This is a genomic window from Streptomyces sp. NPDC057486, assembly GCF_042802415.1.
Taxonomy (GTDB): Bacteria; Actinomycetota; Actinomycetes; order Streptomycetales; family Streptomycetaceae; genus Streptomyces; species Streptomyces yanii.
Genome location: NZ_JBHVEE010000038.1, coordinates 21,148 through 41,938, shown reverse-complemented (window position 1 = coordinate 41,938; position 20,791 = coordinate 21,148). Strand labels below are relative to the sequence as shown.

Below are 20,791 nucleotides of genomic sequence, written 5' to 3'. Positions count from 1 at the left end.
CGGAGGCGGGAATGCGATCCACGGGATCGGGCAGCTCCGGAACCCCGGAGGACGGGAAGGAACGGGAGCCGATGAGCGGCGGAGTGGACGCCACGGAGGGCGCCTCGGGCGCCGGGGCCGGCCCGGACGCGGGTGCGGACATCTCGCCGGGCACCGGTCCGGCATCGGTTCCGGGCGTGGAGGCTGGGGGCGGCTCCGGTGCGGGGACGGAGGCGGAGGCCGGCTCGGATGCCCTCCTCGACCTCGTGCTCGACCTGGTCCCGGGGGGCGCGACGGACCCCGCCCTCGGTGCGGCCTCGGCCTCGGTTTCGGTTCCGTCCGGGGCTTCGGCGTCGGCCCTCGCCCCGGGCTCGTACCTGCCGACCCGCCCGCTCCTGGGCGCCCGGTCCGACAGCACGCCGCCGGCTCGAACCGAACCCGGCCCCGATGCGCCGCACGGCACACCGCCCCTCACGGTGCCTGTGCCCGCCTCGGCTGCCGAAGTCGTCCCCGTACAGGAATCCGCATCGGCCCCTGTATCGGTGTCGGATCCCGACGACGTGGGGACCGGGCGGCGGCACGTCGTCATCGCCCATGAGCACACCCGCTACGCCCCCGTACGCTTCCCCTTCCCCGGCGAGTTCGAGCGCCGCGACGCAGCCGCTCTCCCTGCCGGTCTCGCCCGGGGGGCCGGCGGCGGCGAGCAGGCGGCGGCCCTGCGGCGAGTGCCCGTCGCGCGCCGGATGCAGGTGCAGGCACCCACCAGGCCCGCGCCGGTGGGCGATCCACGGCTGACCGAGAAGCCGGGACCCGCGCTGCCCGGGTGGGCCGGGGCGCTCGCCGGGCTGGTGGCGACGGCCGGCGGTGGGGCGGTGCTGTGGTGGGCCGGCGCGCTGCCCGCCGGGGTGCTCGCCCGGCTCGGGATCGGCTCGCGTCCGTACGACGGCATCGGCATCGGGGCAGGGGCGGTGCTCGCCGCCCTGGCGACCGTGGTGCTCTTCGCGTTCGGCGGTCTGACTCGCGGTCGCGTCGGGTACGCATGGGTGACGATGCTCTTCGGTGCCTACCGGGGGAGCGTGCGGAGGACGGGGCTCGTCTGGGTCAGCCCGCTGCTGCGGCGCCGCCGGGTCGACGTGCGGCTCCGGCACTGGCGCAGCGAACCGCTGCCCACGGTGGATGCGAACGGTACGGCGCTGCGTGTCGTCGTCCTCGTCGTGTGGCGGATCAAGGACACCGTGCGGGCGACGCTCGGGGTGGCGGACCACGAGAAGTACCTGCGCGAGCAGGTCGAGGCGGCGATGGCGCGGGTCCTGTCACAGTTGCCCGCCGACGCGTTCCACGAGGACGCCCACACGCTGCGCAACGCGGAGGCGGTCGGTGACGCGCTGACCGGGACGCTGAAGGCGGAGTGCGAGCCGGTGGGCATCGAGGTGTACTCCGCGCAGCCGACCGGCATCGAGTACGCACCGGAGATCGCCGCCGCGATGCAGCGTCGCAGGATCGCCGCCATTGACGCCAAGCACCGGGACAGTGTGCTGACTTCGGTGGTCGACGCGGTGGACGACACGGTCAACCGGCTGACCGCGCGCGGCCTCGTGGAGCTCGACGATTATGAACGGAAGGCGCTGGTCAAGGACTTGACGGTGGCCTTCTACACCGGACACAGCGGTGGGGGCGGGGCCTGAGGGCGCGTCCGTACCGTGTCCGAGGTGAACCGGAATCCCGTTCCCATTGGTCTGGACATGTTCATGCTCCGTCAATAATCTAAGACTTGGTCTAGACCGCACGACCACGCGCGCAGCAGTGCTCATGGAACCTCCCCCACGTTCTTGAGGAGCGACAGCAATGCGTAAAAGGGCAAGCGCGGCCATAGTCGGCCTGGCGGTAGCGGGTGTCTCGATGTGTGCGACGAGCAGCGCCGGCAGCCACGGCTACACCGACAACCCCATCAGCCGCCAGAAGCTCTGTGCCAACGGCACCGTCACCGGCTGCGGCGCCATCCAGTGGGAACCGCAGAGCGTCGAGGCTCCCAAGGGCTTCCCGGCGGCAGGCCCGGCGGACGGCAAGATCTGCTCCGGCGGCCACGACAACTTCGCCGCGCTGGACGACCCGCGCGGAGGCAACTGGCCCGCCACCAAGGTCACCGCAGGTCAGGGCTTCAGCTTCCGCTGGCAGTTCACCGCCCAGCACGCCACGACCGACTTCCGGTACTACATCACCAAGAACGGCTGGGACCCCACCAAGCCGCTCACCAGGGCGGCGCTCGAGTCGCAGCCGTTCATGACCGTGCCGTACGGCGGTCAGCGGCCCCCGGCGACCCTGACGCAGCAGGGCACCATCCCCACCCAGAAGACCGGGAAGCACATCATCCTCAGTGTCTGGACCATCGCGGACACCGGGAACGCGTTCTATGCGTGCTCCGATGTTCAGTTCTGACGCATAGTCAGTTACCGTTCGGCGCCATGGGGAGCGCAGGCACCGTAGCGGAGCTCGTACAGCGCCAATGGGGCGACCACCGGCCAGGGTTGAAGCACGAGGACACCGTCCTCAGCCACCACCAGGTCGCCTCCGGAGCGGCCGTGCGGGCCGCGCTCCTGGCGGATCTGCTGTCGGCGGACGGCGAACCGCACCTGGGGGTACTGCTCGACAACACCCCCGAATTCCCGCTCTGGCTGAGCGCGGCGGCCCTGGCCGGGGCCGCCGTCGCGGGCATCAACCCGACCCGCCGCGGAGCCGAGCTGGCCCGCGACATCCTGCACACCGACTGCCGGGTCCTGATCACCGAGAGCGCACATCTGCCGCTGCTCGACGGGCTCGATCTGCCGGGCGTGCGGGTGCTGGTCACCGACACCGACGCGTACACCGCGCTGCTCGCCGGATATGCCGGGGCGAAGCCGGGCGATGCGGTGCTCCGGGAGGTCGGGCGCGGGACCCGGATGCTGCTCTACTTCACCTCGGGGTCGACCGGTGCGCCCAAGGCCGCGATCTGCACCCAGGGGCGACTGGCGGCGGCCGGGCAGTCGCTGGTCGACCACTTCGGGGTGCGGTGCGACGACGTCCACTACATCTGCATGCCGATGTTCCACGGCAACGCCGTGATCGCCGACTGGGCCCCCGCGCTGGCGGGCGGCGCCGCGGTCGCCCTGCGCCGCCGGTTCTCGGCCTCCGGCTTTCTCGACGACGTGCGCACGCACGGGGCCACGTACTTCACCTATGTCGGCCGCGCCGTGCAATACCTGCTGGCCACCCCCGAGCGCCCCGACGACCGTGACCATCCGCTGCGGCTCGGATTCGGCACGGAGGCGGGCGCCGTGGACGCGGCCCGGTTCCGGGAGCGGTTCGGGGTGCGGCTGGTGGAGGGGTACGGATCCTCCGAGGGCGGCGCGGCGATCCAGCGGACCCCGGACACCCCGCCGGGCGCTGTCGGCCGGGCGTCCCCCCGCGACGATCTGGCCGTCGTCGACCCGGAGACCGGCGAGGAGCGGGCTGCGGCGGCACTCGACGCGCGCGGGCGGCTGCTCAACGGGGACGATGCGATAGGAGAATTGGTCAACCGGGGCCGTACGCCCTTCGAGGGCTACTGGCGCAACGCGGAGGCGGACGCGGCCCGGGTGCGCGGCGGCTGGTACTGGACCGGGGACCTCTTCTTCCGCGACCCGGCCGGCTTCCTCTACTTCGCGGGCCGGACGGACGACCGGCTGCGGGTCGACAGCGAGAACCTGGCCGCCGCGATGATCGAGAACATCCTGGCCCGCTGGTCGGACGCGGCGGCCGTCGCGGTGTACGCGGTGCCGGACCCGGTGGCCGGCGACCAGGTGATGGCGGCGCTGGCGCTGCGCGAGGGGGCGGCCTTCGACCCCGGCGGATTCGCCGCGTTCCTGGCGGCCCAATCGGACCTGGGGACGAAGATGGTGCCCCGCTTCGTACGCATCGTCGCGGCGATGCCGGTCACGGCGACGAACAAGGTGCACCGGGTGGCGCTCCGCCGCGAGGGCTTCCGGATCGCCGATCCGGTCTGGTGGAACGGGGCCGGCGGACCCTACGAAAGGCTGCGGGGCGCGGAGCTGACCGCCCTGCTCGGCGAGTACGAGGCGCACGGGCGCGCCCACCTGGTGTCGTCCGGCGACTGAGGACGACATGGTTGACGGTTGTCCGGTACGCCTGCATGACTCGCGTGTACGGAGCGGCGGACCGCGAAAAACGCCCAGGGCGGCCCACGTGTGTACGTGAACCGCCCTGGGCGTTGTCTGTGCGCCGCCAGGGACTCGAACCCCGGACCCGCTGATTAAGAGTCAGCTGCTCTAACCAACTGAGCTAGCGGCGCCTGCTGACTCGAAAATAATACCTTGTCCCGAAGGGTGCTGATGACACGTGCCCGCGACGGGCCCGCGGGGACATCCGGCCCGACCGGACAGCCCCTAAGAGCTGGGGAGCGACACGCGGGCGGTGAGCCCGCCGCCGGGGTTGGGGGTCAAGGTCAGATCGCCGTGGTGGGCGCGGACGACACCCGCGACGATGGCCAAGCCGAGGCCGTGCCCGCGGCGTGCGGGGTCCTTCTCGGCCAGGCGTCCGCTGCCACGCAGGAACGGTTCGGTGAGGTGGTCGACCGTGTCGGGCAGGAGGGGCCCGGTGTTGGTGACGGTCAGGACGGCGCGGCCAGGGTGTGCCGGGTCGGGGCCGGTGGTCAGGGTGAGCGATCCGCCGGTGGGCAGGTTGTGCCGCACGGCGTTGTGGAGCAGGTTCAGGGTGAGCTGGCGGAGCAGTACGCCGTCGCCGGTGGCCGGGGCCGGGTGGATGTCGGTGGAGAGGGTGATGCCCCGAGCCCAGGCTTCCTCGCGGACGAAGTCGAGGGCTTCTTCGGCGGTGTCGGCGAGATCGAGGGGCTGGGTGGTGGGCGAGGTGTGGTCGAGGGCGGAGAGCTGCAGCAGGGCGTCGGTGACCTCGATGCCGCGCTGGTTGGTCTCGCGCAGCCGGGCCACGAGTCGGGGGTAGTCCTGGCCGTCGGGGTCGGCGGTGGCGACGTCGAGCATGGTGCGGTTGATGGCGAGCGGGGTGCGCAGTTCGTGCGAGGCGTTGGCGGCGAAGCGCTGCTGGGCGTCGAAGGACCGCTGCAGGCGGGCGAGCATGGTGTCGAAGGTGTCGGAGAGATCGGTGAACTCGTCGCGCGGGCCGGTGAGTCCGATGCGGTGGTCCAGGGAGCCGTCGGCCGCCCGCCTGGCAGCTCGGGTGATGTCCTGCAGGGGCCGCAGGACGCGACCCGCGATGAACCAGCCGCCGCCGACCCCGACGAGCGCCAGCAGGAGCAGCGTGAGGCCGGACGCTTCGAGCAGGGTCCGAAGGATCTCCTGCCGGGAAGGGGCGCCGCTCTCGTCCCGCGGGTTCGCGGCGGTCAAAGGGTAGTTGGGCACGAAGCGCATGGCCAGGTAGATGACGGCGAGGGTGAACGCGCCCGCGACGACCACGAACAGGGCATAAGTGAGGGTGAGCTTCATCCGGGCGGTCAGCCGCCGCGGCCGAAGGGGGCGCGCCGGGTCGTCCCCCGGTGCCGCGGTGGTGGCTCGGTGGGGTGCTGATCGCCGGTTCACCGTCCCTGCCCCGCCGGTTCGTCGAGCCGGTATCCGACGCCGGGCACGGTGTGGATGGACCACGGTTCGCCCAGCCGTTTGCGGAGCGTGGACATGGTGATGCGGACCGCGTTGGTGAACGGGTCGGCGTTCTCGTCCCAGGCCCGCTCCAGCAGCGTCTCCGCGCTGACGACCCCGCCCCGCGCCGCCATGAGGACTTCCAGGACGGCGAACTGTTTCCTGGTGAGCGCGACGTACTTCCCGTCGCGGAAGACTTCGCGCCGGAACGGGTCCAGCCGGATTCCGGCGTACTCGAGGACCGGGGGTGTGCTGTCCTTGGGCCGGCGGGCCAGTGAGCGGAGCCGTACGACCAGCTCTTTCAGGTCGAAGGGCTTGGTCAGGTAGTCGTCGGCGCCGATCTCGAACCCGGTGACCTTCTCGCTGAGGAGGCCCGCCGCCGTCAGCATGAGCACGCGGCAGCCGAGGCGCCGCTGCACGATGATCCGGCACACGTCGTCGCCGTGCGTGCCGGGGATGTCGCGGTCGAGTACGACGACGTCGTACTCGTTCACGTCGAGGCGCTCCAGGGCGGTGTCGCCGTCCCCGGCGATGTCGGAGGCGATGGCTTCGAGCCTCAGACCCGCCTGCACGGCCTCGGCGAGATACGGCTCGTCCTCGACAATCAGCACCCGCATGCGGCCTCTCCCGCTCTGTCTCAAACCGGCTGATATCCGGCTTCCGGTCCAGCCTACGGCCCCTGGGAGGGAACGGTGGCGAAGAGTGATTTCCGCACTGCGGAGGGCCCCTGCCGAGATTCCCGCCGCGAGTCGGACCGGCCGCCGGTCCTGTATCCGGCCATCCCTATTGGAGCGGTCCGGGCCTATCGAAAACGTATCGGGAAATCGAGACGGCCCGACAACACGGTCCGCCCTTGACTCAAGGCATCACCGAGCGGCACCCGCCGCTGTGTCCGAGATGCCTGGAGGCCGCGATGCGCGACAACCATGTGGCGAACCGCTCAACCACGGCGGCGCGCCGATTCCCCGGCTGGATGACGGCAGGAATCGGCGCACTCCTGGTTCTGGCGCTGTCGGCGATGTGGGTCGTGACGACCCGGAGCGAACCGGCCGCGCGGGCAACCGCACCGGCAGAGCATTCGCCGGACAGCGGCGGAGCGCCCGCGGAGGTCCCAGCCGAGGCTGCCGGTGACGGTGCCCTGCCGGACGACCGTGAGATCACCCCTTTCGACACCCGCCACGCGGCCGTCACCCGTCTGGACAGACGTCTGCTGAAGGCCGTGCAGGAAGCGGCCCGGGATGCCCGGGACGACGGCATCGAATTCGCGGTCACATCGGGCTGGCGCAGCAAGGAACACCAGCAGCGCCTGCTGGAGGAGGGAGTCGAGAAGTACGGAAGCCTGGAAAAGGCGCGGGAGTTCGTGAACACCCCGGAGAAGTCGACCCACGTGTCCGGGAAAGCGGTGGACATCGGCCCCACCGACGCCGACGACTGGCTCATCCGCAACGGCTCCGCCTATGGCCTGTGCCAGGTCTACGCCAACGAGATGTGGCACTTCGAGTTGCTGACCGGCCCGGGCGGCACCTGCCCCGGCCCCCTGAACAATGCCGCCGGCTGACGGGTACCCATCGCCTCGCCCTGAGCCGGCACCGCCGAGCCGGTACGCGCCGACCCACCCCCTCCTTTGAAGGACACGGCATGCCCGACCTGCACGAAGACCCCTACCCGGATGTGTACATCGGTGGCGGATTCTTCGACCCCGCCCAGATACCGCCCACCGACTCCGAGCCCGAACAGCAGGCCGCTTCCGGGGCAGCACCCGTGCCGGACCGACAAGCCCACGACCGGCCGGACCACGTATCAGATCGGCATGGACGTGACCGCGGATGGCGCAAGGGCCGGGTTCCGACCGCCCTGGCGGTCATGACGGGGATCGTGCTGGTCGGCCACTCGCTGGTTCCCAACTCGATGGGCAATCCGGGCAGCCTGCTCGAAACCCTGCTGCCCTGGACAGGTCTGGCCGTGCCCGCGCTGCTGTCGGCCGCCCTGCTCCGCAGGTCGGTGCCGGCCGGCGTCGCCGCGCTCCTGGTCGCCGCCGTGTGGGCTGCGATGTTCGGGCAGTTGTTTCTCGGCGGGCGGCCGGATGCCGAGCCGGACCTGACGGTCGTCACCCACAACGTCGGAGCCGCCAACCCGGACCCTGCCGGGACCGCCCGGGCGCTGCTTGCCGCCGACCCCGACCTGGTGGCCCTGGAAGAGATCACCGATGACGCGATGCCCGCCTACCGGAAGGTGCTGAACCGCCGGCTCACGCACTCGGTCCGCATCGGCACCGTTGCCCTGTGGAGCCGCTACCCGATCACCGACTCGGAGCGCGTCACCATCGACCCCGGCTGGAGCCGCTCCCTGCGCGCCCGGGTCCAGGGGCCGGACGGCCCGCTCGCCGTCTACGTGGTGCACCTGCCCTCCGTCCGGGTCGGCGCCTCCGGCTTCACCGTCGCACGGCGCGACCAGGTCCTGACCGCGCTCGATCATGCAGTCGACCAGGAACGGCAGAAGAAAATCCTCCTGATGGGCGATCTCAACGGCGCCACCACCGACCGGGGCCTCGCCTCCCTGAACTCCCGGCTGACGTCTGTCCAGGACGAGGCGGGGACCGGCTTCGGCTTCAGCTGGCCCGCAGCGTTCCCGGTCGCCCGTATCGACCACATCCTCACCCGGGGCGTCACCCCCACCGCCGCCTGGACCCTCCCCGCGACCGGCAGCGACCACCGGCCCGTCGCCGCCAGGCTGAAGGCGTAACAGGCGCACCGCCCCCGAGCTCTCGGAACTCGCCGGCCGCGGCCTCCAGCAGCCCTAGAGCGCCAGTGACAGCAGGACCGGAGCGGCCCGCCGGTTCAGCGTGTCCGCCGCCGCGCGCAGCCGGTGCGCGTGCTCGATGGGCAGCGACAGCGCCAGGCAGCCGGCCGAGGAGCCCGCCGTGAGCGGCACGGCCGCGCAGACGGTGCCCACCGCGTACTCCTGGAGGTCGAGCACCGGGACCGTCGCCGGCTGGCTGTCCAGCTTGGAGAAGAGGACCTTCTCGCTGGTGATGGTCCGCGAGGTGAGCCGGGCGATCTTGTGGCGCGAGAGATGGTCGCGGCGGCCGTTCTGGTCGAGCTGGGTCAGCAGGCACTTGCCGATCGCGCTGGCGTGCGCGGCCGACCGGAAGTCCACCCACTCGTTGACCGCGGGGGTGTGCGGACCGTCGGCGTACTGTGTGACCCGGATCTCGCCGTCGACGTACCGGCTTATGTACACCGCGGCGCCGACCGAATCGCGCAGCCGGTCCAGGATCTGCTGGAGCTTGTTCTCCAGGGCCTGCCTGCGGGCGGCGCCGGAGCCGAGCAGCAGGAGCGAGGCGCCGATCACATAGGCGCCGTCGGACACCTGCTCGACATAGCCCTCTCGGCGCAGCGTCAGCAGCAGTGGGGCGAGGTGCCCCGTCGGCAGTCCCGTCTCCCGGGAGATCTGGGTGTCGGTGACACCGGTGCCGTGCTTGGAGACCGTGTCGAGAACACGAAGGGCGTACTGCACCGAGTGGAACGGTGCGGTCGGTTCGGGCTTCAACGCCACGGTTTCCCCCCACCAGGTTGTGACCGCAAGCCTTTGCACCACGATAGCCGCCAAGAGGCTTTTGGTGGGGGCCTGTTGATGAGTTCTTGGTGCGCCCCGGCGCTGTCAGCTGGGGCGCACCCTTTTGGTATATGCCAGAGTCAATGACAATCGATGGACGGCGAGGTCACAGCACCGCGTTGAGGAAATCGCGCGTACGTTCATGTTCGGGAGCTGTGAAGATTTTTTCCGGCGGACCGGCCTCCACCACCCGCCCCGAGTCGAACATCAGCACCGTCTCCGAGACGTCACGGGCGAAATTCATCTCGTGGGTCACGCAGAGCATGGTGATGTCGGTGGTCCGGGCGATGTCGGACAGCAGGTCCAGCACGCCGGCCACCAGCTCCGGGTCGAGTGCGGACGTCACCTCGTCCAGCAGCAGGATCTCCGGCCGCATCGCCAGCGCCCGGGCGATCGCCACCCGCTGCTGCTGGCCGCCGGAGAGCTGGGACGGATGCGCATCGATCTTCCCGGTCAGCCCGACCAGGTCGAGCAGCTCGCGCGCGCGGCTCTCCGCCTCGTCCCGGTCCATGCCCAGCACGCTGATCGGCGCCTCGGTGATGTTCTGCAGCACCTTCATGTTCGGGAACAGATTGAACTGCTGGAAGACCATCCCGATCTTCTTCCGGACCTCGCGCAGATGCTTCTCACCCGCCGGCTTCAGGCCGCCGTCCGGCGTCCGGACATGGGACAACGGCGCACCGTCCACCCAGATCACGCCGTCGCTCACCTTCTCCAGCGTCATCAGGAGCCGCAGGATCGTGGTCTTTCCCGAGCCGCTCGGCCCGATCAGCGTGACGTGCTCGCCGCGCCGCACCGAGAAGTCCAACTCGTCGAGGACGACGTGGTCGCCGTACCGCTTGACCACACGGTCGAAGCGGACCAGGGCGTCCGTGCCCGCGGCGTCCTCGGGCGCTGCGGCCGCCGTCTTCTGCAGGGGGAGAGGTTCAGTGGCCAAGGCGCTTCTCCAGCTTTCTCATCAGCAGTGAGGTGGGGTAGCTCGCGACCAGGAAGACCAGTCCTGCGAGTGTGAATGCCTCGGTGTACGCGAAGTGGTCGGCCCCGTACCTGCGGGCCTCGAAGACCATTTCCTGCACCGTGATCACGGCGAGGAACGGGGTCTCCTTGAACATCGAGATCGCATAGTTGCCGAGGGCGGGCAGCACCTTGCGTACCGCCTGCGGCAGGACCACGGCCTGCCAGGTCCGCCGCGGCGACAGCGAGAGCGCCCGGCAGGCCTCCCACTGGCCCTTCGGTACACCGTCGATCCCGGCGCGGTACACCTCGGAGGTGTAGGCGGCGTAGTGGATACCCAGCACCACGATGCCGATGGTCAGCGGCTCCACCGAGGTGAAAAGAGCTGCCGCGCCCACCAGCTGGACCAGCAGCGGGGTGGATCGGATGAACTCCATGACGGCCCGCACCGGCACCGTCACGAACCGGCTCGGCGCCCGCCCGGCGACCGCGACGGCCAGCCCGAGGACGGCCGCGACGAGCGTGCCGAGCACCGTCGCCAGCAGCGTGACCTCGAACCCTTGCAGAACCAGGGGCAGGACGTCGCCCGCGGCGTTCCAGTCGAAGCCGTTCACCGGGCACCTCCGGCGGTCGTCGCCACGGCGTCCACCGCGGAGCGGGTGCGCAGCAGGGAGCCCGCGCCGGTCGGCAGTCCGAGCCGCCGCTTGGCGGTCCGCTCGAGCAGGTTCATGAGCAGGGTCAGCGCGTACGCGAGGACGAAGTAGACCGCCAGCAGGGTCAGATATGCGGTGAGGGTCTCACCGGTACGGTCGCGCAGCTGCTGGATCACGGTCATCAGATCGGCCGCGGAGATCAGCCACAGCAGCGGCGTGCACTTCAGCAGCTGGATCAGCAGATTGGTGAAGGGCGGAATCATCTGCACCCAGGCCTGCGGCAGGATCACCTTCCGCATCCGCTGGACCGGTGTCAGGTTCAGCGCGACGGCCGCTTCGTGCTGGGCACGCGGCACGGAGTTGATGGCGCCGCGCACCACCTCGGAGCCGTACGCCCCGTAGTTGAGGCCGAACGCGACGACGCCGCAGAGCAGCGGCGTCAGTTCGTACCCGGTCAGCGGCGGCATCGCGTAGTACAGCCAGAACAGCTGGATGTAGAGGGAGGTGCCGCGGAAGAACTCTACGACCACCCGGGACACACCGCGCACCGCAAGCATCCTGCTGATGGCCATCAGCCCGAGGACGAACGACAGGAGCAGGGCGAGCAGCGAGCCCAGCAACGTGGCCTGAAGGGTGACCCACAGTCCCGACCGGAGCTGGGGGAGATTGTCGGAGAAGGCGGAGAAGAAGTCGCTCATGCGGCGCTGTCCGTCCCTGTCGGCGCGGTCAGCCCCGCCGGTCCCGTCAGCCCTTGCACAGATCCGCCGTCCGCAGCGTGGCCGGCGGGAGCTCGGTGGCGCCGAAGCCGTACTCCTGGAGCAGCTCCACATAGCGTGAGCTGTCGGACACGATCTTCTTCAGTTCGCGGTTGAAGGAGTCCCGCAGGTCCTCGTTGCCCTTGCGGAAGACGGCGCCGCCGGGGCTGTACTGCTTCTTCCCGTCGAGCTCCGGCAGGAACGCCTCGGTGACCTCGGTGCCCGGGTTGGTCTTCGCGAGCCAGCGCAGCGAGATTCCGGTAAGCAGGAAGGCGTCGATCCTGCCGCCCCTGACCGCGTCGGCGCCGTCCTGCGGCTTCTGCAGCGTCTTGATCTTCTCCTTCGAGATGCCCGCGCCCTCGGCGTACGAGCCCTCCACCGCACCCGACATCACACCGACGGTGATACCGGCGGCCTTCGCCGACGGCAGGTCCGTGACCTTCTTCGGGTTGCCCTTCTTCACCATCAGCGCGGTCGGCGAGATGAACTCCGGCTCGGAGAAAAGGGCGTTGGCGCAGCGCTCGGGGGTGATCGCCATGCCCGCGCTGACCACGTCGTACTTCCCGGCCTGCAGTCCGGGAATCAGCCCGTCCCACTCGGAGAGGGTGGGCCTCAGCTCCTCGACCCCGAGCGCCTTGAAGATCTCCCGGTGCAGGGTGGGTGCCTCACCCTTGAGCTCCTTGCCCTCCAGATAGCCGTACGGGGCCTCGTTGGCATACGCGACCCGGACGAAGCCCTGCTTGCGGAGCTTGTCGAGCGCCCCCGCGCCGTCCGTGCCGCCGGAGGCTGTCTTGCTGCACGCCGTGAGCGCGCCGGGCACGACGAGCAGGCCGCCCACGGCTGTTGAGCGGCTGAGAAAGCCCCGGCGGGACAGGTTCGGGAAGTCGGCCATGGTTTGCAATCTCCTGGAACGGACGAACGGTTCGGACAGGGGGAACGCCTGCCCGATCCCGTGCGTCTATGCAGGAAGCGGCCCGGTGTGACCGAACGGTGTCCGGAGGGTGACCTCTCCGTGTCTCAATGTGCAGACGTGTCAACGCTGTTCGGGACTTCGGGGGACATCCGGTGAGGGAACGTATCCGCGCCGCTTGTCGACCACGTTCGGCAACGGCTCCCCGGCCGCCCACCGTTCGTACATCTCCACGAACTGCTCGCCCAGCCGGTCCCGCCAGCCCACGGTGTCGCCGCTCATGTGCGGGGAGACGATCAGCCCCGGTACGTCCCACAGTTCACTGTCGGCAGCGAGCGGTTCGTGCTGGAAGACGTCGAGCGCCGCGCCCGCGATCCACCGTCGGCGCAGCGCGTCGGCGAGATCGTCCTCGACGACCATGGGACCTCGCCCCACATTGATGAAGCGGGCCGAAGGCTGCATCAGCCCGAAGAACCGCGCGTCGAACATCCCGCGCGTCCGTTCCGTCAGGGGCGCCGCGCAGATCACCCAGTCGGCGAGCGCCGCCAGCCGGTCCAGATCGTCGGCGCCATGGATGGTGCGCCGCGCCGTACGCCCCACGAGTGCCACCTGGACGCCCAGTGCGTCGAGCAGCCGGGTGATCTCCCGGCCGATCGGCCCGGCCCCGACAACGACCGCGCGGGTGCCCGCGAGCTGCTGCGACTCGCGGTGGTGCCAGCGCCGCCGGCGCTGCAGCTCCAGCGTGCCGGGGACGTCCTTGGCGAACGCGAGCACCAGGCCCAGCACGTACTCGGCGATCGGCTGCTCGAAGATGCCCCGCGCGTTGGTCAGCACGGTGTCGGACCCGGCCAGCTCCGGGCAGAGCAGCCGGTCCACTCCCGCGCTGGCCGTATGCACCCACCGGGGCCGCGGTCCGTCACCGGGCCAGGCGGCGCGTACCGCGTCGGAGGTGAAGTCCCACACGAGCAGGGCGTCGGCGTGCGGCAGCTCCGCGGCGAGGCCGGCCTCGTCCACGGAGCGGATCCGGACCCGGCCGGTCAGCCGGCCGAGGCGCGGCGGCGGGGCGGCGTCCAGTACGAGGAGGGTGGGCTCTGACATCAGGGAGTGGTCGCCTCGTCAACGTCTGAGATGTACGGATTGACCACGCTCGCACCCGGGTCCGCGGCCGTCAACGCCAAGGTCGGCAGGGGTGCGGGCGTCGGAGGAATACTGGGCAGAGGGGAGGGCAGCGGCAGTACAGCGGTCCAGCAGTGCAGGAGGGTGAATATGACGACCGTCGGATTCCTCTACCCGGGCCATTTCGCGGACGACGACTTCCCGCGTATGGAGGTCATCCTCGACACCACCATCAGGCTCGTCGTCAACCGCACGGAGCCGGGCGAGGACGACCGCAGTGCCGAGACCCTGCGGCAGCGGGGCGCTCCCGAACGCCTCGCCGCCGGGGTCGAGGAGCTGCGGCGCGCCGGTGCCGAGTCGGTGGTCTGGGCCAGCACCGGCGCGAGTCTCGTGTACGGGTGGGAGGGCGCCCATCAGCAGAGCACCGCTCTGGCCAGGGCGGCGGGGCTGCCCGCATCGAGCACGTCGCTCGCCTTCGTCCACGCGGTACGGGCGCTGGGCGCCGCGCGTGTCGCGGTCGCCGCTCCGTACACCGAGGAGATCGCCGGACTCTTCGGCGACTTCCTGGCCGCCGCGGGCGTCGAGGTGGTCGCCGTGCGGGGCGGTGGCGTCACCTCCGCGGCCGCGGCCGCGGAGTGCGGGCTGGACCGGTTGAAGGAGCTCGCGGTTGCCGCGGACCGACCGGACGCGGAGGCGGTGCTGCTGCCGGACAACGCCGTGCACACCGCCGCGCACGTTCGTGACCTGGAGGAACTCCTCGCCAAACCGGTCCTCACCGCGAACCAGGTGGCGGTGCACGAGGCTCTGCGGCTGGCCCGTCGGCGCACCTGGGCGCCCCAGCTCGGCACGCTGTTCGCCACCCGGGAGGCGCCGCCCGCGCCGGTCGGGAAGTGACCGGCCGGGAATAAGCGGAGACATCCTCCTGTTAGGTTTCCCCGGACGTACGAGCATCACCGGAGAGGCCTTCACGTGGACAAGAACCGAGGCGGCGAGAACCGAGGCGACGAGAGTCGCGGCGACGGCATTCGGGGCAGGGCCGAGGGAACGGCCTCCGTGCCGCTGTCGGTGCTCGACCTGGTGACCGTCGGCCGGGGCCGCACCGCGACCCAGGCGCTGCGCACCAGCGTGGACATCGCCCAGCTCGCCGAGCGCCGGGGCTACCACCGCCTCTGGGTCGCCGAACACCACTCCATGCCCGGCGTCGCCTCGTCGTCCCCGGCCGTGATCCTGGCCCACCTCGCCGCCCGCACCGAGCGGATCCGGCTCGGCTCCGGCGGGGTCATGCTGCCCAACCACGCCCCGCTGGTCATCGCCGAACAGTTCGGCACACTGGAGGCCATGGCCCCCGGCCGCATCGACCTCGGCCTCGGGCGCGCCCCCGGCACGGATGGTGCGACCGCCGCCGCGCTGCGCCGCACGGACCGGCTCGGCGAGGGCGCCGACGACTTCCCGCAGCAGCTCGCCGAGCTGACCCGGTTCCTGGACGACGACTTCCCGGACGGCCACCCGTACGCCCGGATCCATGCGGTCCCGGGCCCGGTGCAGGGTCCCGCGGGCCGCCCGCCGATCTGGCTGCTCGGCTCCTCCGGCTTCAGTGCCCGGCTGGCCGGGGTCCTGGGGCTGCCGTTCGCCTTCGCCCACCACTTCTCGGCGCAGAACACGATTCCGGCGCTCGACCTGTACCGGGACTCGTTCAAGCCGTCCGCGGTGCTGGACGCCCCGTACGCCCTGATCGGCGTCTCGGCGCTGGCGGCCGACGAGGAGCGCGAGGCCCGCCGCCAGGTCCTGTCCGGTGCCCTGTCGATGGTCCGCCTGCGCACCGGCCGCCCCGGTCTGATCCCGACGCCGGAGGAGGCGGAGGCCTATGCCTTCAGTCCGATGGAGCGGGAGTTCGTCGACAGCTGGCTCGGCAATGTCATCCACGGGACGGCGGAGGAGGTGCGCAGCGGTCTGGACGACCTGGCCAAGCGGACCGGGGCGGACGAGCTGATGATCACGGCGAATGCGCATGGCGGGGAGGCGCGGCTGCGCAGCTACGACCTGATCGCGGATGCGTACGGGCTGCGTGGCTGAGGTCTGCGCGGGCCGGCCCGTTCCGCCCTCGAGCGCCCCGGCCTTCCCGGCGCTCGGGGGCACAGGCCGGCTCCGTGTTCCGGGGCGCGGCTCTCTCAGAGCGCCAGGGGGCTCGTCCCGATGAGTTCCGCGATGCGCTCCGGGGCCACCGCCCGGGAGTAGAGCCAGCCCTGCCCCGTGTCGCAGCCGATCCGCCGCAGCCGTTCCGCCTGGCTCACGGTCTCCACGCACTCCGCGGTGACGGTCAGCCCCAGCCGGTGCGCCAGCTGCACCATCGCCTCGACGATCGTCTCGTCGGCCGGGCTGGGGTGCGCCCCGTCCTCGTACCGGAAACCGCGCACGAACGAGCCGTCCAGCTTCAGTACGGAGACCGGCAGCCGGCTCAGATAGGCGAGGTTCGAATAGCCGGTCCCGAAGTCGTCGATGGCGATCCGGACGCCCATGTCGCTGAGCCTCTGGAGCGCCTCCAGCGGGCGGCCCGCCGAGCCCATCACCGCGGACTCGGTCAGTTCCAGCTGCAGCAGTCCGGGGGCCAGACCGGTCTCGGCGAGGATCTCGGCGACATCGGTGACCAGGTCGGAGTCCCAGACCTGCCGCACGGCGACATTGACGCTGATGAAGAGCGGCGGCTCGGCCGGATGGTCCAGCTGCCAGCGCCGGGCCTGACGGCAGGCCGACCGGAGCACCCAGCGGCCGAGCTGGACGATCGAGCCGTCCTCCTCGGCGATCGCGACGAACCGATTCGGTGAGAGCATGCCGAACTGCGGGTGGTTCCAGCGGACCAGAGCCTCCACCCCTCGCACGATTCCGTCGGCCATCCCGACAAGGGGCTGGTACTCGATGGTGAACTCGCCGCGTTCGACGGCGGGCCGGAGCGTGGAGGAGAGCGCCTGCCGCGTCATCCGGTGCGCGTTGCGCTCGGGGTCGAAGAGCGTCCAGCGTGCCTTGCCGTCCGCCTTCGCCCAGTACAGCGTGGTGTCCGCGGCCTGCATCAGACCGGTGGCCGAGGTCCCGGCGACGCCCCGCTCCACCACCCCGATCGACGCCGACACGGCCAGCCGTGTGCCGGCCAGGTCGAACGGCTTCTGGAGGGAGGCGAGCACCGCGCGGGCGAGATCGGTGAGTTGCTGCGTCCCGGTGGATTCCTCGACCAGGATCGCGAACTCGTCGCCGCCGAGGCGCGCCACGAGCGTGCCGCCGGTGCGGTGCAGGCTCTCCTGTTCGGCGCAGTCGGTGAGCCGGGCGGCGACGGCGGCGAGCAGCCGGTCGCCGATCCGGTGCCCCATCGTGTCGTTGACGGCCTTGAAGCCGTCCAGGTCGAGGTAGCAGAGCCCGATCCGGCCGTGCCGCGGCCGGCTGTCGTCCTGGTACGGCGGGGTCTCCAGAGCGGAGGAGAGCCGCTCGAAGAACAGCGTCCGGTTGGGCAGCCGGGTCACCGGGTCGTGCGTCTGGAGGTGGCGCAGTCGCTTCTGCAGCTCGTGCCGGTCGCTGATGTCGGCGACGGAGAGCAGTACGGGGGAGGCCCCCCGGGTGACCCCGGTTCCGGTCTCCGCGCCCGTCCCGGTCTCCGGATCTGTCCCCGCGCTTGCCTCCGGGGCTGTCGTCCCGGGCTCCGGCATCGGCACGACGGTGATCTCACCCCACATCGAGCGCCCGTCGGGGTGCTTGAGTCTGCGGGTGCAGCGGAACCGGGATCGCCGGCCGCGCAGCACCTCGCGGTACGCATGCCAGGTCCGGACGTCGGCGGAGAGGTCGAGCAGATCGGACGCGGACTGGGCGGTCAGCGCCGCGGGATCGGCGCCGAGCAGCCCGCCGAGAGCGTCGTTGGCGCACAGGACCAGGCCCTCGTGGTCGACGACGGCCATCGGCAGCACGGCGCCCCGGAAGGCGGCCCGGTAATCGGCCGGGCTCGAGTCGACGTCTCCTGGGCCGACAGGTTCCGTGTGACGCTCCGTGACGGACGGTCGCACGGTAGGGGGCGCTGTGCCTGCCGCGGGCCTCGGCCCTTCGGAGGTTCCGCTCACCGCTCGCTCCCGCCGTGCAGTTCTGTCCTGAACAGTTGTGGTCGGACTGGCCCGCCTCGCGGAGTGCCGTTGTCCGAGGCGGAAACCACGCAGGAAAGCGTGGTGAAGCATAGATGCTGTTGTCTCGCCCGTTCCAGCTCCCGGCCCGTTGCGACCCCGGGGAGCACCCCGCATGGGCCATTCGCGCGTCGTTCCGGTTTGCCCGTGACTGATTATTTCTGCGCGGCTCTGTTCCCTCACGTCGATCTTGGATCTCGTTCGCGTTGCCACAGTGATCGATTGTGACTGTCCGTGAACGAGCTCCGAGAGGCTGACTGCTGACACGTGTGGGGCAGCACAACAGGGCGAATGCGCCCGAACTGGCACAGGGTGGACTGCGTGTATCCGCATCCCGCACCCGGAGGTCGATGTGCCGCCTCAGCGCAGGCTCGGGGGACTGGAGAGGCCGAGCCCGCGTGGTGTGGTGGCCGGTCTGGTCTCTCTCCTGGCGCTCGCCTCCACCTCCCTCGTTGCGGGTCCGGCCGTGGCCGCCACGGGTGAAGCCGGCCCCTGCGCCCTGCCCAGGACGGGGGCACACCACTCGCTGGGCCTGGACGAGTGGGACGGCGCCTACCCGCGCCCGGACCACACCCTCGATGCGGTCATGATCTTTCTCTCGTTCCCCGACGCCCGCCCCGTCACCACCCCCGCCGAGCTCGCCGCCGACTACTTCCCCGCCACCACGCAGTTCTTCCGGCGCGCCTCGTACGGGAAGTTCACCCTGCGCCCGCACCCGCAGCGGCGGTGGGTCCAGATGCCTCACGCATCCACCTCGTACGGCATAAAACGCGACTGGGACGACAAGCGGCGCAGCTCCTATCTGCGCGACGCGATCGCCGCGGCCGACGACCAGGTCGACTTCTCGAAGTACGACATCGTCTATCTGGTCGCCGACCCGGACGCGCCCGGCGTCGACTCCGACGCCACCAAGGTCGTCAACTTCGACCAGCCGCTGCACGCCGACGGCACGGACATCAGGCGCGTCGTCACCGTGTTCGAGCAGCATCCGCCGGACCGGAACGTGCTGGCCCACGAGACCGGGCACGTCTTCGACCTGCCGGATCTCTACCACCGACCGTCGGACGGCAAGGGCGACTGGGACACCTACGTCGGCGACTGGGACGTGATGGGCAGCCAGTTCGGTCTCGCGCCGGATCTGTTCGGCTGGCACAAGTGGAAGCTGGGCTGGCTGGACCGCAGGCAAGTGGCGTGCATCCAGCACAACCAGGACATCACCCTGGAGTCGATGGCGGCCGTGCCGGTGCCCGGCGCGTCCATCGGTACGCGGCTCGCGGTGATCAGGACAGGTGAGGGCAGCGCCGTGGCGCTGGAGGCCCGCAGTGCCACCGGCAACGACCAGGCAACGTGCAGCGAGGGGGTGCTGATCTACCGGGTCCGCAACGAGACGCCGTCCGGCGGCGGGCCGATCCAGGTCATCGACACCCACCCCCACACCGACGCCTGCTGGGACCGGTCGGTCTACGCGCCGCTCGCGGACGCCCCGCTGCGAGTCGGCGAGACGTACTCCGTCCCCGGCGAGCACACCCGGATCGAGGTCGCGGACCGGACGCCGTCGGGTGCGTGGACCGTCCGTATCGCCACGGGTACGTAACGCTGCCGTGACGGCAAAACGAAGAAGCCCCTCGCTTCCGCGAAGGGCTTCTTCCGTCTGTGCGCCGCCAGGGACTCGAACCCCGGACCCGCTGATTAAGAGTCAGCTGCTCTAACCAACTGAGCTAGCGGCGCCTGCTGACGTCGTAGACCTTAGCACCCTGATCGGCGGGAGGAAAAATCGAAATCCGAGCCGATCCGGTGGGCGCGGAGCGCGTCACGCGCACACAGGCCCAGAGCAGTACATCGGGGCCCGGTAGCCAAGGGTTACGGGTGTCGGGGGCGACCACCCAGCGGGGCCCCGACGAGGAGGAGTCGCAGGCCAGGGGCGGAACGGTCACCGCGTCACCGGTGCCGTGGCAGAGCAGCGGCGGGACCCTGCCCTCACGGTCCTCGCTCTCCCGGGGCACCTCGGGGCCGTGCTCCGCCGCCCGGTCATGGCTGGTGCCCCACTCCTCCCAGTCGAGCAGCGACGGCAGCCGCTGGGCCGTTCCGGGGGCGGCGAACAGCAGCATCCGCCCGCGGTGCGTGGCGACCGGACCGGAACCCGGGCCGTCGGCCCACAGGTGCTCCAGCATCCGCCGCCCGAAGAGCGCGGGCACATTGACCACATCGAACGCCGATCCGCACGGCAGCACGCCGGGGGAGCCGGGGTGGGCCTCCCACTGGGCGAGCGCGGAGCGCGGATACGCGGCGGCCCCGGCCAGCCAGGCCGCTCCGGCCGCGGTGACCTGAGCGGTCTGGTCATCGGCTCGGTCCCGCAGGACCGTGAAGACATCGGCACCGTGGCGGGTGCCGGTGCGGGGTCCGGCGCAGGTTCCGGTGCCGGGATGCAGGGTGGTCTCGTCTGGCAGCCATGCGCTCATGACTACCTGTTTACCGGTAGTGACGCTGCGAATTGCTGGAATTGTCGGAAACCCGGACAGGGTGGGGTGGGGAGGAGTATCTTGCGCGCGGGCATATGCCAACGGCTGTGCCAGGAGTCAGATCCGGGGCGAGAGCCGGGGCCGGACCCGGAGGGGGTCGAGGGCCGGACGCTCCGGCGTCACGGCCGCGCGCCGCCCAGCAGACCCCGGCCGAACTCGACCATCAGCTTCGCGTAGTCCTCGGTCCACTCCGCGCGCTCCGCGATGTCCGCCATGGTGAGCCGGTCGAACCGGCCCGGGTCGGCCAGCTGGGCGGCGGCGATGGCCTGGTACTCGACCGCCCGGTCGGTCGCGGCGCGGAAGGCCAGCGTCAGCTCGGTGGCGCGGGCCAGCAGCTCCTTCGGGTCGTCCATCGACTCCAGGTCGAAGAAGTGCTCGGGGTCGGCGGCCGCAGCTGACGGCTCGAAGAGCAGGGGCGCGGGGCGCAGCCGCTGCCGCTCGTTCCGCTCGGGTTGTGCCATGTGTGGTTCCTCCTTCGGTGGGCCCGACGGCCA

At 70.9% G+C, this 20,791-nt stretch carries 19 protein-coding genes and 2 tRNA genes; 8 read left to right on the top strand and 13 right to left on the bottom strand.

Annotated elements, in window-relative coordinates:
• Window positions 1-11 precede the first annotated feature (11 nt).
• From ACFU6I_RS19545 to ACFU6I_RS19535, 3 genes are all read left to right on the top strand, one after another.
• Entirely contained in the window at window positions 12-1,664 is a 1,653-nt protein-coding gene (locus ACFU6I_RS19545) for an SPFH domain-containing protein (protein ID WP_384368066.1), read from the top strand.
• A 160-nt stretch (window positions 1,665-1,824) separates the two neighbouring features.
• Complete coding sequence (locus ACFU6I_RS19540; RefSeq protein WP_384368063.1) at window positions 1,825-2,415, top strand: lytic polysaccharide monooxygenase; 591 nt, start codon at window positions 1,825-1,827, stop codon at window positions 2,413-2,415.
• Window positions 2,416-2,441: 26 nt separating this feature from the next.
• On the top strand, window positions 2,442-4,109 hold the full coding sequence (locus ACFU6I_RS19535) for an AMP-binding protein (RefSeq protein WP_384368060.1): 1,668 nt from the start codon (window positions 2,442-2,444) through the stop codon (window positions 4,107-4,109).
• Window positions 4,110-4,229: 120 nt separating this feature from the next.
• On the opposite strand, the gene ACFU6I_RS19530 is transcribed toward ACFU6I_RS19535, so the two are convergent.
• From ACFU6I_RS19530 to ACFU6I_RS19520, 3 genes are all read right to left on the bottom strand, one after another.
• A tRNA-Lys gene (locus ACFU6I_RS19530) sits at window positions 4,230-4,303 on the bottom strand.
• Window positions 4,304-4,397: 94 nt separating this feature from the next.
• Window positions 4,398-5,471, bottom strand: a complete 1,074-nt coding sequence (locus ACFU6I_RS19525) for a sensor histidine kinase (protein ID WP_384368057.1) — start codon at window positions 5,469-5,471, stop codon at window positions 4,398-4,400.
• Between the two features lie 89 nt (window positions 5,472-5,560).
• Window positions 5,561-6,238 (bottom strand): response regulator transcription factor, encoded by a 678-nt coding sequence (locus ACFU6I_RS19520; protein ID WP_384368054.1) that lies wholly within the window; start codon window positions 6,236-6,238, stop codon window positions 5,561-5,563.
• 296 nt (window positions 6,239-6,534) lie between these two features.
• Here ACFU6I_RS19520 and ACFU6I_RS19515 point away from each other — a divergent pair, with 296 nt between their 5' ends.
• On the top strand, window positions 6,535-7,179 hold the full coding sequence (locus ACFU6I_RS19515) for a M15 family metallopeptidase (protein ID WP_384368051.1): 645 nt from the start codon (window positions 6,535-6,537) through the stop codon (window positions 7,177-7,179).
• A gap of 80 nt (window positions 7,180-7,259) precedes the next feature.
• Window positions 7,260-8,363 carry an endonuclease/exonuclease/phosphatase family protein gene (locus ACFU6I_RS19510; RefSeq protein ID WP_384368048.1) on the top strand — a complete coding sequence of 368 codons (1,104 nt, stop codon included), beginning with the start codon at window positions 7,260-7,262 and terminating at the stop codon, window positions 8,361-8,363.
• Window positions 8,364-8,417: 54 nt separating this feature from the next.
• Here ACFU6I_RS19510 and ACFU6I_RS19505 read toward each other — a convergent pair whose 3' ends face one another.
• From ACFU6I_RS19505 to ACFU6I_RS19480, 6 genes are all read right to left on the bottom strand, one after another.
• A complete protein-coding gene (locus tag ACFU6I_RS19505) occupies window positions 8,418-9,176 on the bottom strand; it encodes an IclR family transcriptional regulator (protein WP_384368045.1) in 759 nt (252 codons plus the stop codon).
• A gap of 166 nt (window positions 9,177-9,342) precedes the next feature.
• On the bottom strand, window positions 9,343-10,173 hold the full coding sequence (gene ehuA, locus ACFU6I_RS19500) for an ectoine/hydroxyectoine ABC transporter ATP-binding protein EhuA (protein ID WP_384368042.1): 831 nt from the start codon (window positions 10,171-10,173) through the stop codon (window positions 9,343-9,345).
• Window positions 10,163-10,804, bottom strand: a complete 642-nt coding sequence (ehuD, locus tag ACFU6I_RS19495) for an ectoine/hydroxyectoine ABC transporter permease subunit EhuD (protein ID WP_384368039.1) — start codon at window positions 10,802-10,804, stop codon at window positions 10,163-10,165. The genes ehuA and ehuD overlap by 11 nt, the downstream gene beginning before the upstream one ends.
• A complete protein-coding gene (ehuC, locus tag ACFU6I_RS19490) occupies window positions 10,801-11,541 on the bottom strand; it encodes an ectoine/hydroxyectoine ABC transporter permease subunit EhuC (protein WP_384368036.1) in 741 nt (246 codons plus the stop codon). The genes ehuD and ehuC overlap by 4 nt, the downstream gene beginning before the upstream one ends.
• Window positions 11,542-11,587: 46 nt before the next feature.
• Window positions 11,588-12,490, bottom strand: coding sequence for an ectoine/hydroxyectoine ABC transporter substrate-binding protein EhuB (ehuB, locus tag ACFU6I_RS19485; protein ID WP_384368033.1), 903 nt, complete (start codon window positions 12,488-12,490; stop codon window positions 11,588-11,590).
• 141 nt (window positions 12,491-12,631) lie between these two features.
• The gene (locus ACFU6I_RS19480) at window positions 12,632-13,606 is read right to left on the bottom strand and encodes a D-2-hydroxyacid dehydrogenase (protein ID WP_384368030.1); all 975 of its coding nucleotides are present in this window, start codon (window positions 13,604-13,606) and stop codon (window positions 12,632-12,634) included.
• Window positions 13,607-13,774: 168 nt separating this feature from the next.
• Between ACFU6I_RS19480 and ACFU6I_RS19475 the strand changes: the two genes are divergently transcribed.
• Both ACFU6I_RS19475 and ACFU6I_RS19470 read left to right on the top strand, forming a co-directional pair.
• Window positions 13,775-14,518, top strand: coding sequence for a decarboxylase (locus ACFU6I_RS19475; protein ID WP_384368027.1), 744 nt, complete (start codon window positions 13,775-13,777; stop codon window positions 14,516-14,518).
• A 75-nt stretch (window positions 14,519-14,593) separates the two neighbouring features.
• A complete protein-coding gene (locus ACFU6I_RS19470) occupies window positions 14,594-15,697 on the top strand; it encodes an LLM class flavin-dependent oxidoreductase (RefSeq protein WP_384368024.1) in 1,104 nt (367 codons plus the stop codon).
• A gap of 95 nt (window positions 15,698-15,792) precedes the next feature.
• Here ACFU6I_RS19470 and ACFU6I_RS19465 read toward each other — a convergent pair whose 3' ends face one another.
• Window positions 15,793-17,721 carry an EAL domain-containing protein gene (locus ACFU6I_RS19465; protein ID WP_384368021.1) on the bottom strand — a complete coding sequence of 643 codons (1,929 nt, stop codon included), beginning with the start codon at window positions 17,719-17,721 and terminating at the stop codon, window positions 15,793-15,795.
• Window positions 17,722-18,157: 436 nt separating this feature from the next.
• Here ACFU6I_RS19465 and ACFU6I_RS19460 point away from each other — a divergent pair, with 436 nt between their 5' ends.
• Window positions 18,158-19,372: a M6 family metalloprotease domain-containing protein gene (locus tag ACFU6I_RS19460; RefSeq protein ID WP_384368135.1), complete on the top strand. Its 1,215-nt coding sequence runs from the start codon at window positions 18,158-18,160 to the stop codon at window positions 19,370-19,372.
• Between the two features lie 60 nt (window positions 19,373-19,432).
• Here the strand turns inward: ACFU6I_RS19460 and ACFU6I_RS19455 are convergent.
• From ACFU6I_RS19455 to ACFU6I_RS19445, 3 genes are all read right to left on the bottom strand, one after another.
• Window positions 19,433-19,506 (bottom strand) — tRNA-Lys (locus tag ACFU6I_RS19455).
• Complete coding sequence (locus ACFU6I_RS19450; protein WP_384368018.1) at window positions 19,497-20,237, bottom strand: hypothetical protein; 741 nt, start codon at window positions 20,235-20,237, stop codon at window positions 19,497-19,499. Before ACFU6I_RS19450 ends, ACFU6I_RS19455 begins: the two co-directional genes overlap by 10 nt.
• A gap of 179 nt (window positions 20,238-20,416) precedes the next feature.
• Window positions 20,417-20,758, bottom strand: coding sequence for a hypothetical protein (locus tag ACFU6I_RS19445; RefSeq protein ID WP_384368015.1), 342 nt, complete (start codon window positions 20,756-20,758; stop codon window positions 20,417-20,419).
• Window positions 20,759-20,791 lie beyond the last annotated feature (33 nt).

Coding starts and splice junctions, on each gene's coding strand:
- ACFU6I_RS19545 (WP_384368066.1), top strand. CDS start 12: ATGCGATCCACGGGATCGGGCAGCTCCGGAACCCCGGAGGACGGGAAG.
- ACFU6I_RS19540 (WP_384368063.1), top strand. CDS start 1,825: ATGCGTAAAAGGGCAAGCGCGGCCATAGTCGGCCTGGCGGTAGCGGGT.
- ACFU6I_RS19535 (WP_384368060.1), top strand. CDS start 2,442: ATGGGGAGCGCAGGCACCGTAGCGGAGCTCGTACAGCGCCAATGGGGC.
- ACFU6I_RS19525 (WP_384368057.1), bottom strand. CDS start 5,471: ATGAAGCTCACCCTCACTTATGCCCTGTTCGTGGTCGTCGCGGGCGCG.
- ACFU6I_RS19520 (WP_384368054.1), bottom strand. CDS start 6,238: ATGCGGGTGCTGATTGTCGAGGACGAGCCGTATCTCGCCGAGGCCGTG.
- ACFU6I_RS19515 (WP_384368051.1), top strand. CDS start 6,535: ATGCGCGACAACCATGTGGCGAACCGCTCAACCACGGCGGCGCGCCGA.
- ACFU6I_RS19510 (WP_384368048.1), top strand. CDS start 7,260: ATGCCCGACCTGCACGAAGACCCCTACCCGGATGTGTACATCGGTGGC.
- ehuC (WP_384368036.1), bottom strand. CDS start 11,541: ATGAGCGACTTCTTCTCCGCCTTCTCCGACAATCTCCCCCAGCTCCGG.
- ehuB (WP_384368033.1), bottom strand. CDS start 12,490: ATGGCCGACTTCCCGAACCTGTCCCGCCGGGGCTTTCTCAGCCGCTCA.
- ACFU6I_RS19480 (WP_384368030.1), bottom strand. CDS start 13,606: ATGTCAGAGCCCACCCTCCTCGTACTGGACGCCGCCCCGCCGCCGCGC.
- ACFU6I_RS19475 (WP_384368027.1), top strand. CDS start 13,775: ATGACGACCGTCGGATTCCTCTACCCGGGCCATTTCGCGGACGACGAC.
- ACFU6I_RS19450 (WP_384368018.1), bottom strand. CDS start 20,237: ATGAGCGCATGGCTGCCAGACGAGACCACCCTGCATCCCGGCACCGGA.
- ACFU6I_RS19445 (WP_384368015.1), bottom strand. CDS start 20,758: ATGGCACAACCCGAGCGGAACGAGCGGCAGCGGCTGCGCCCCGCGCCC.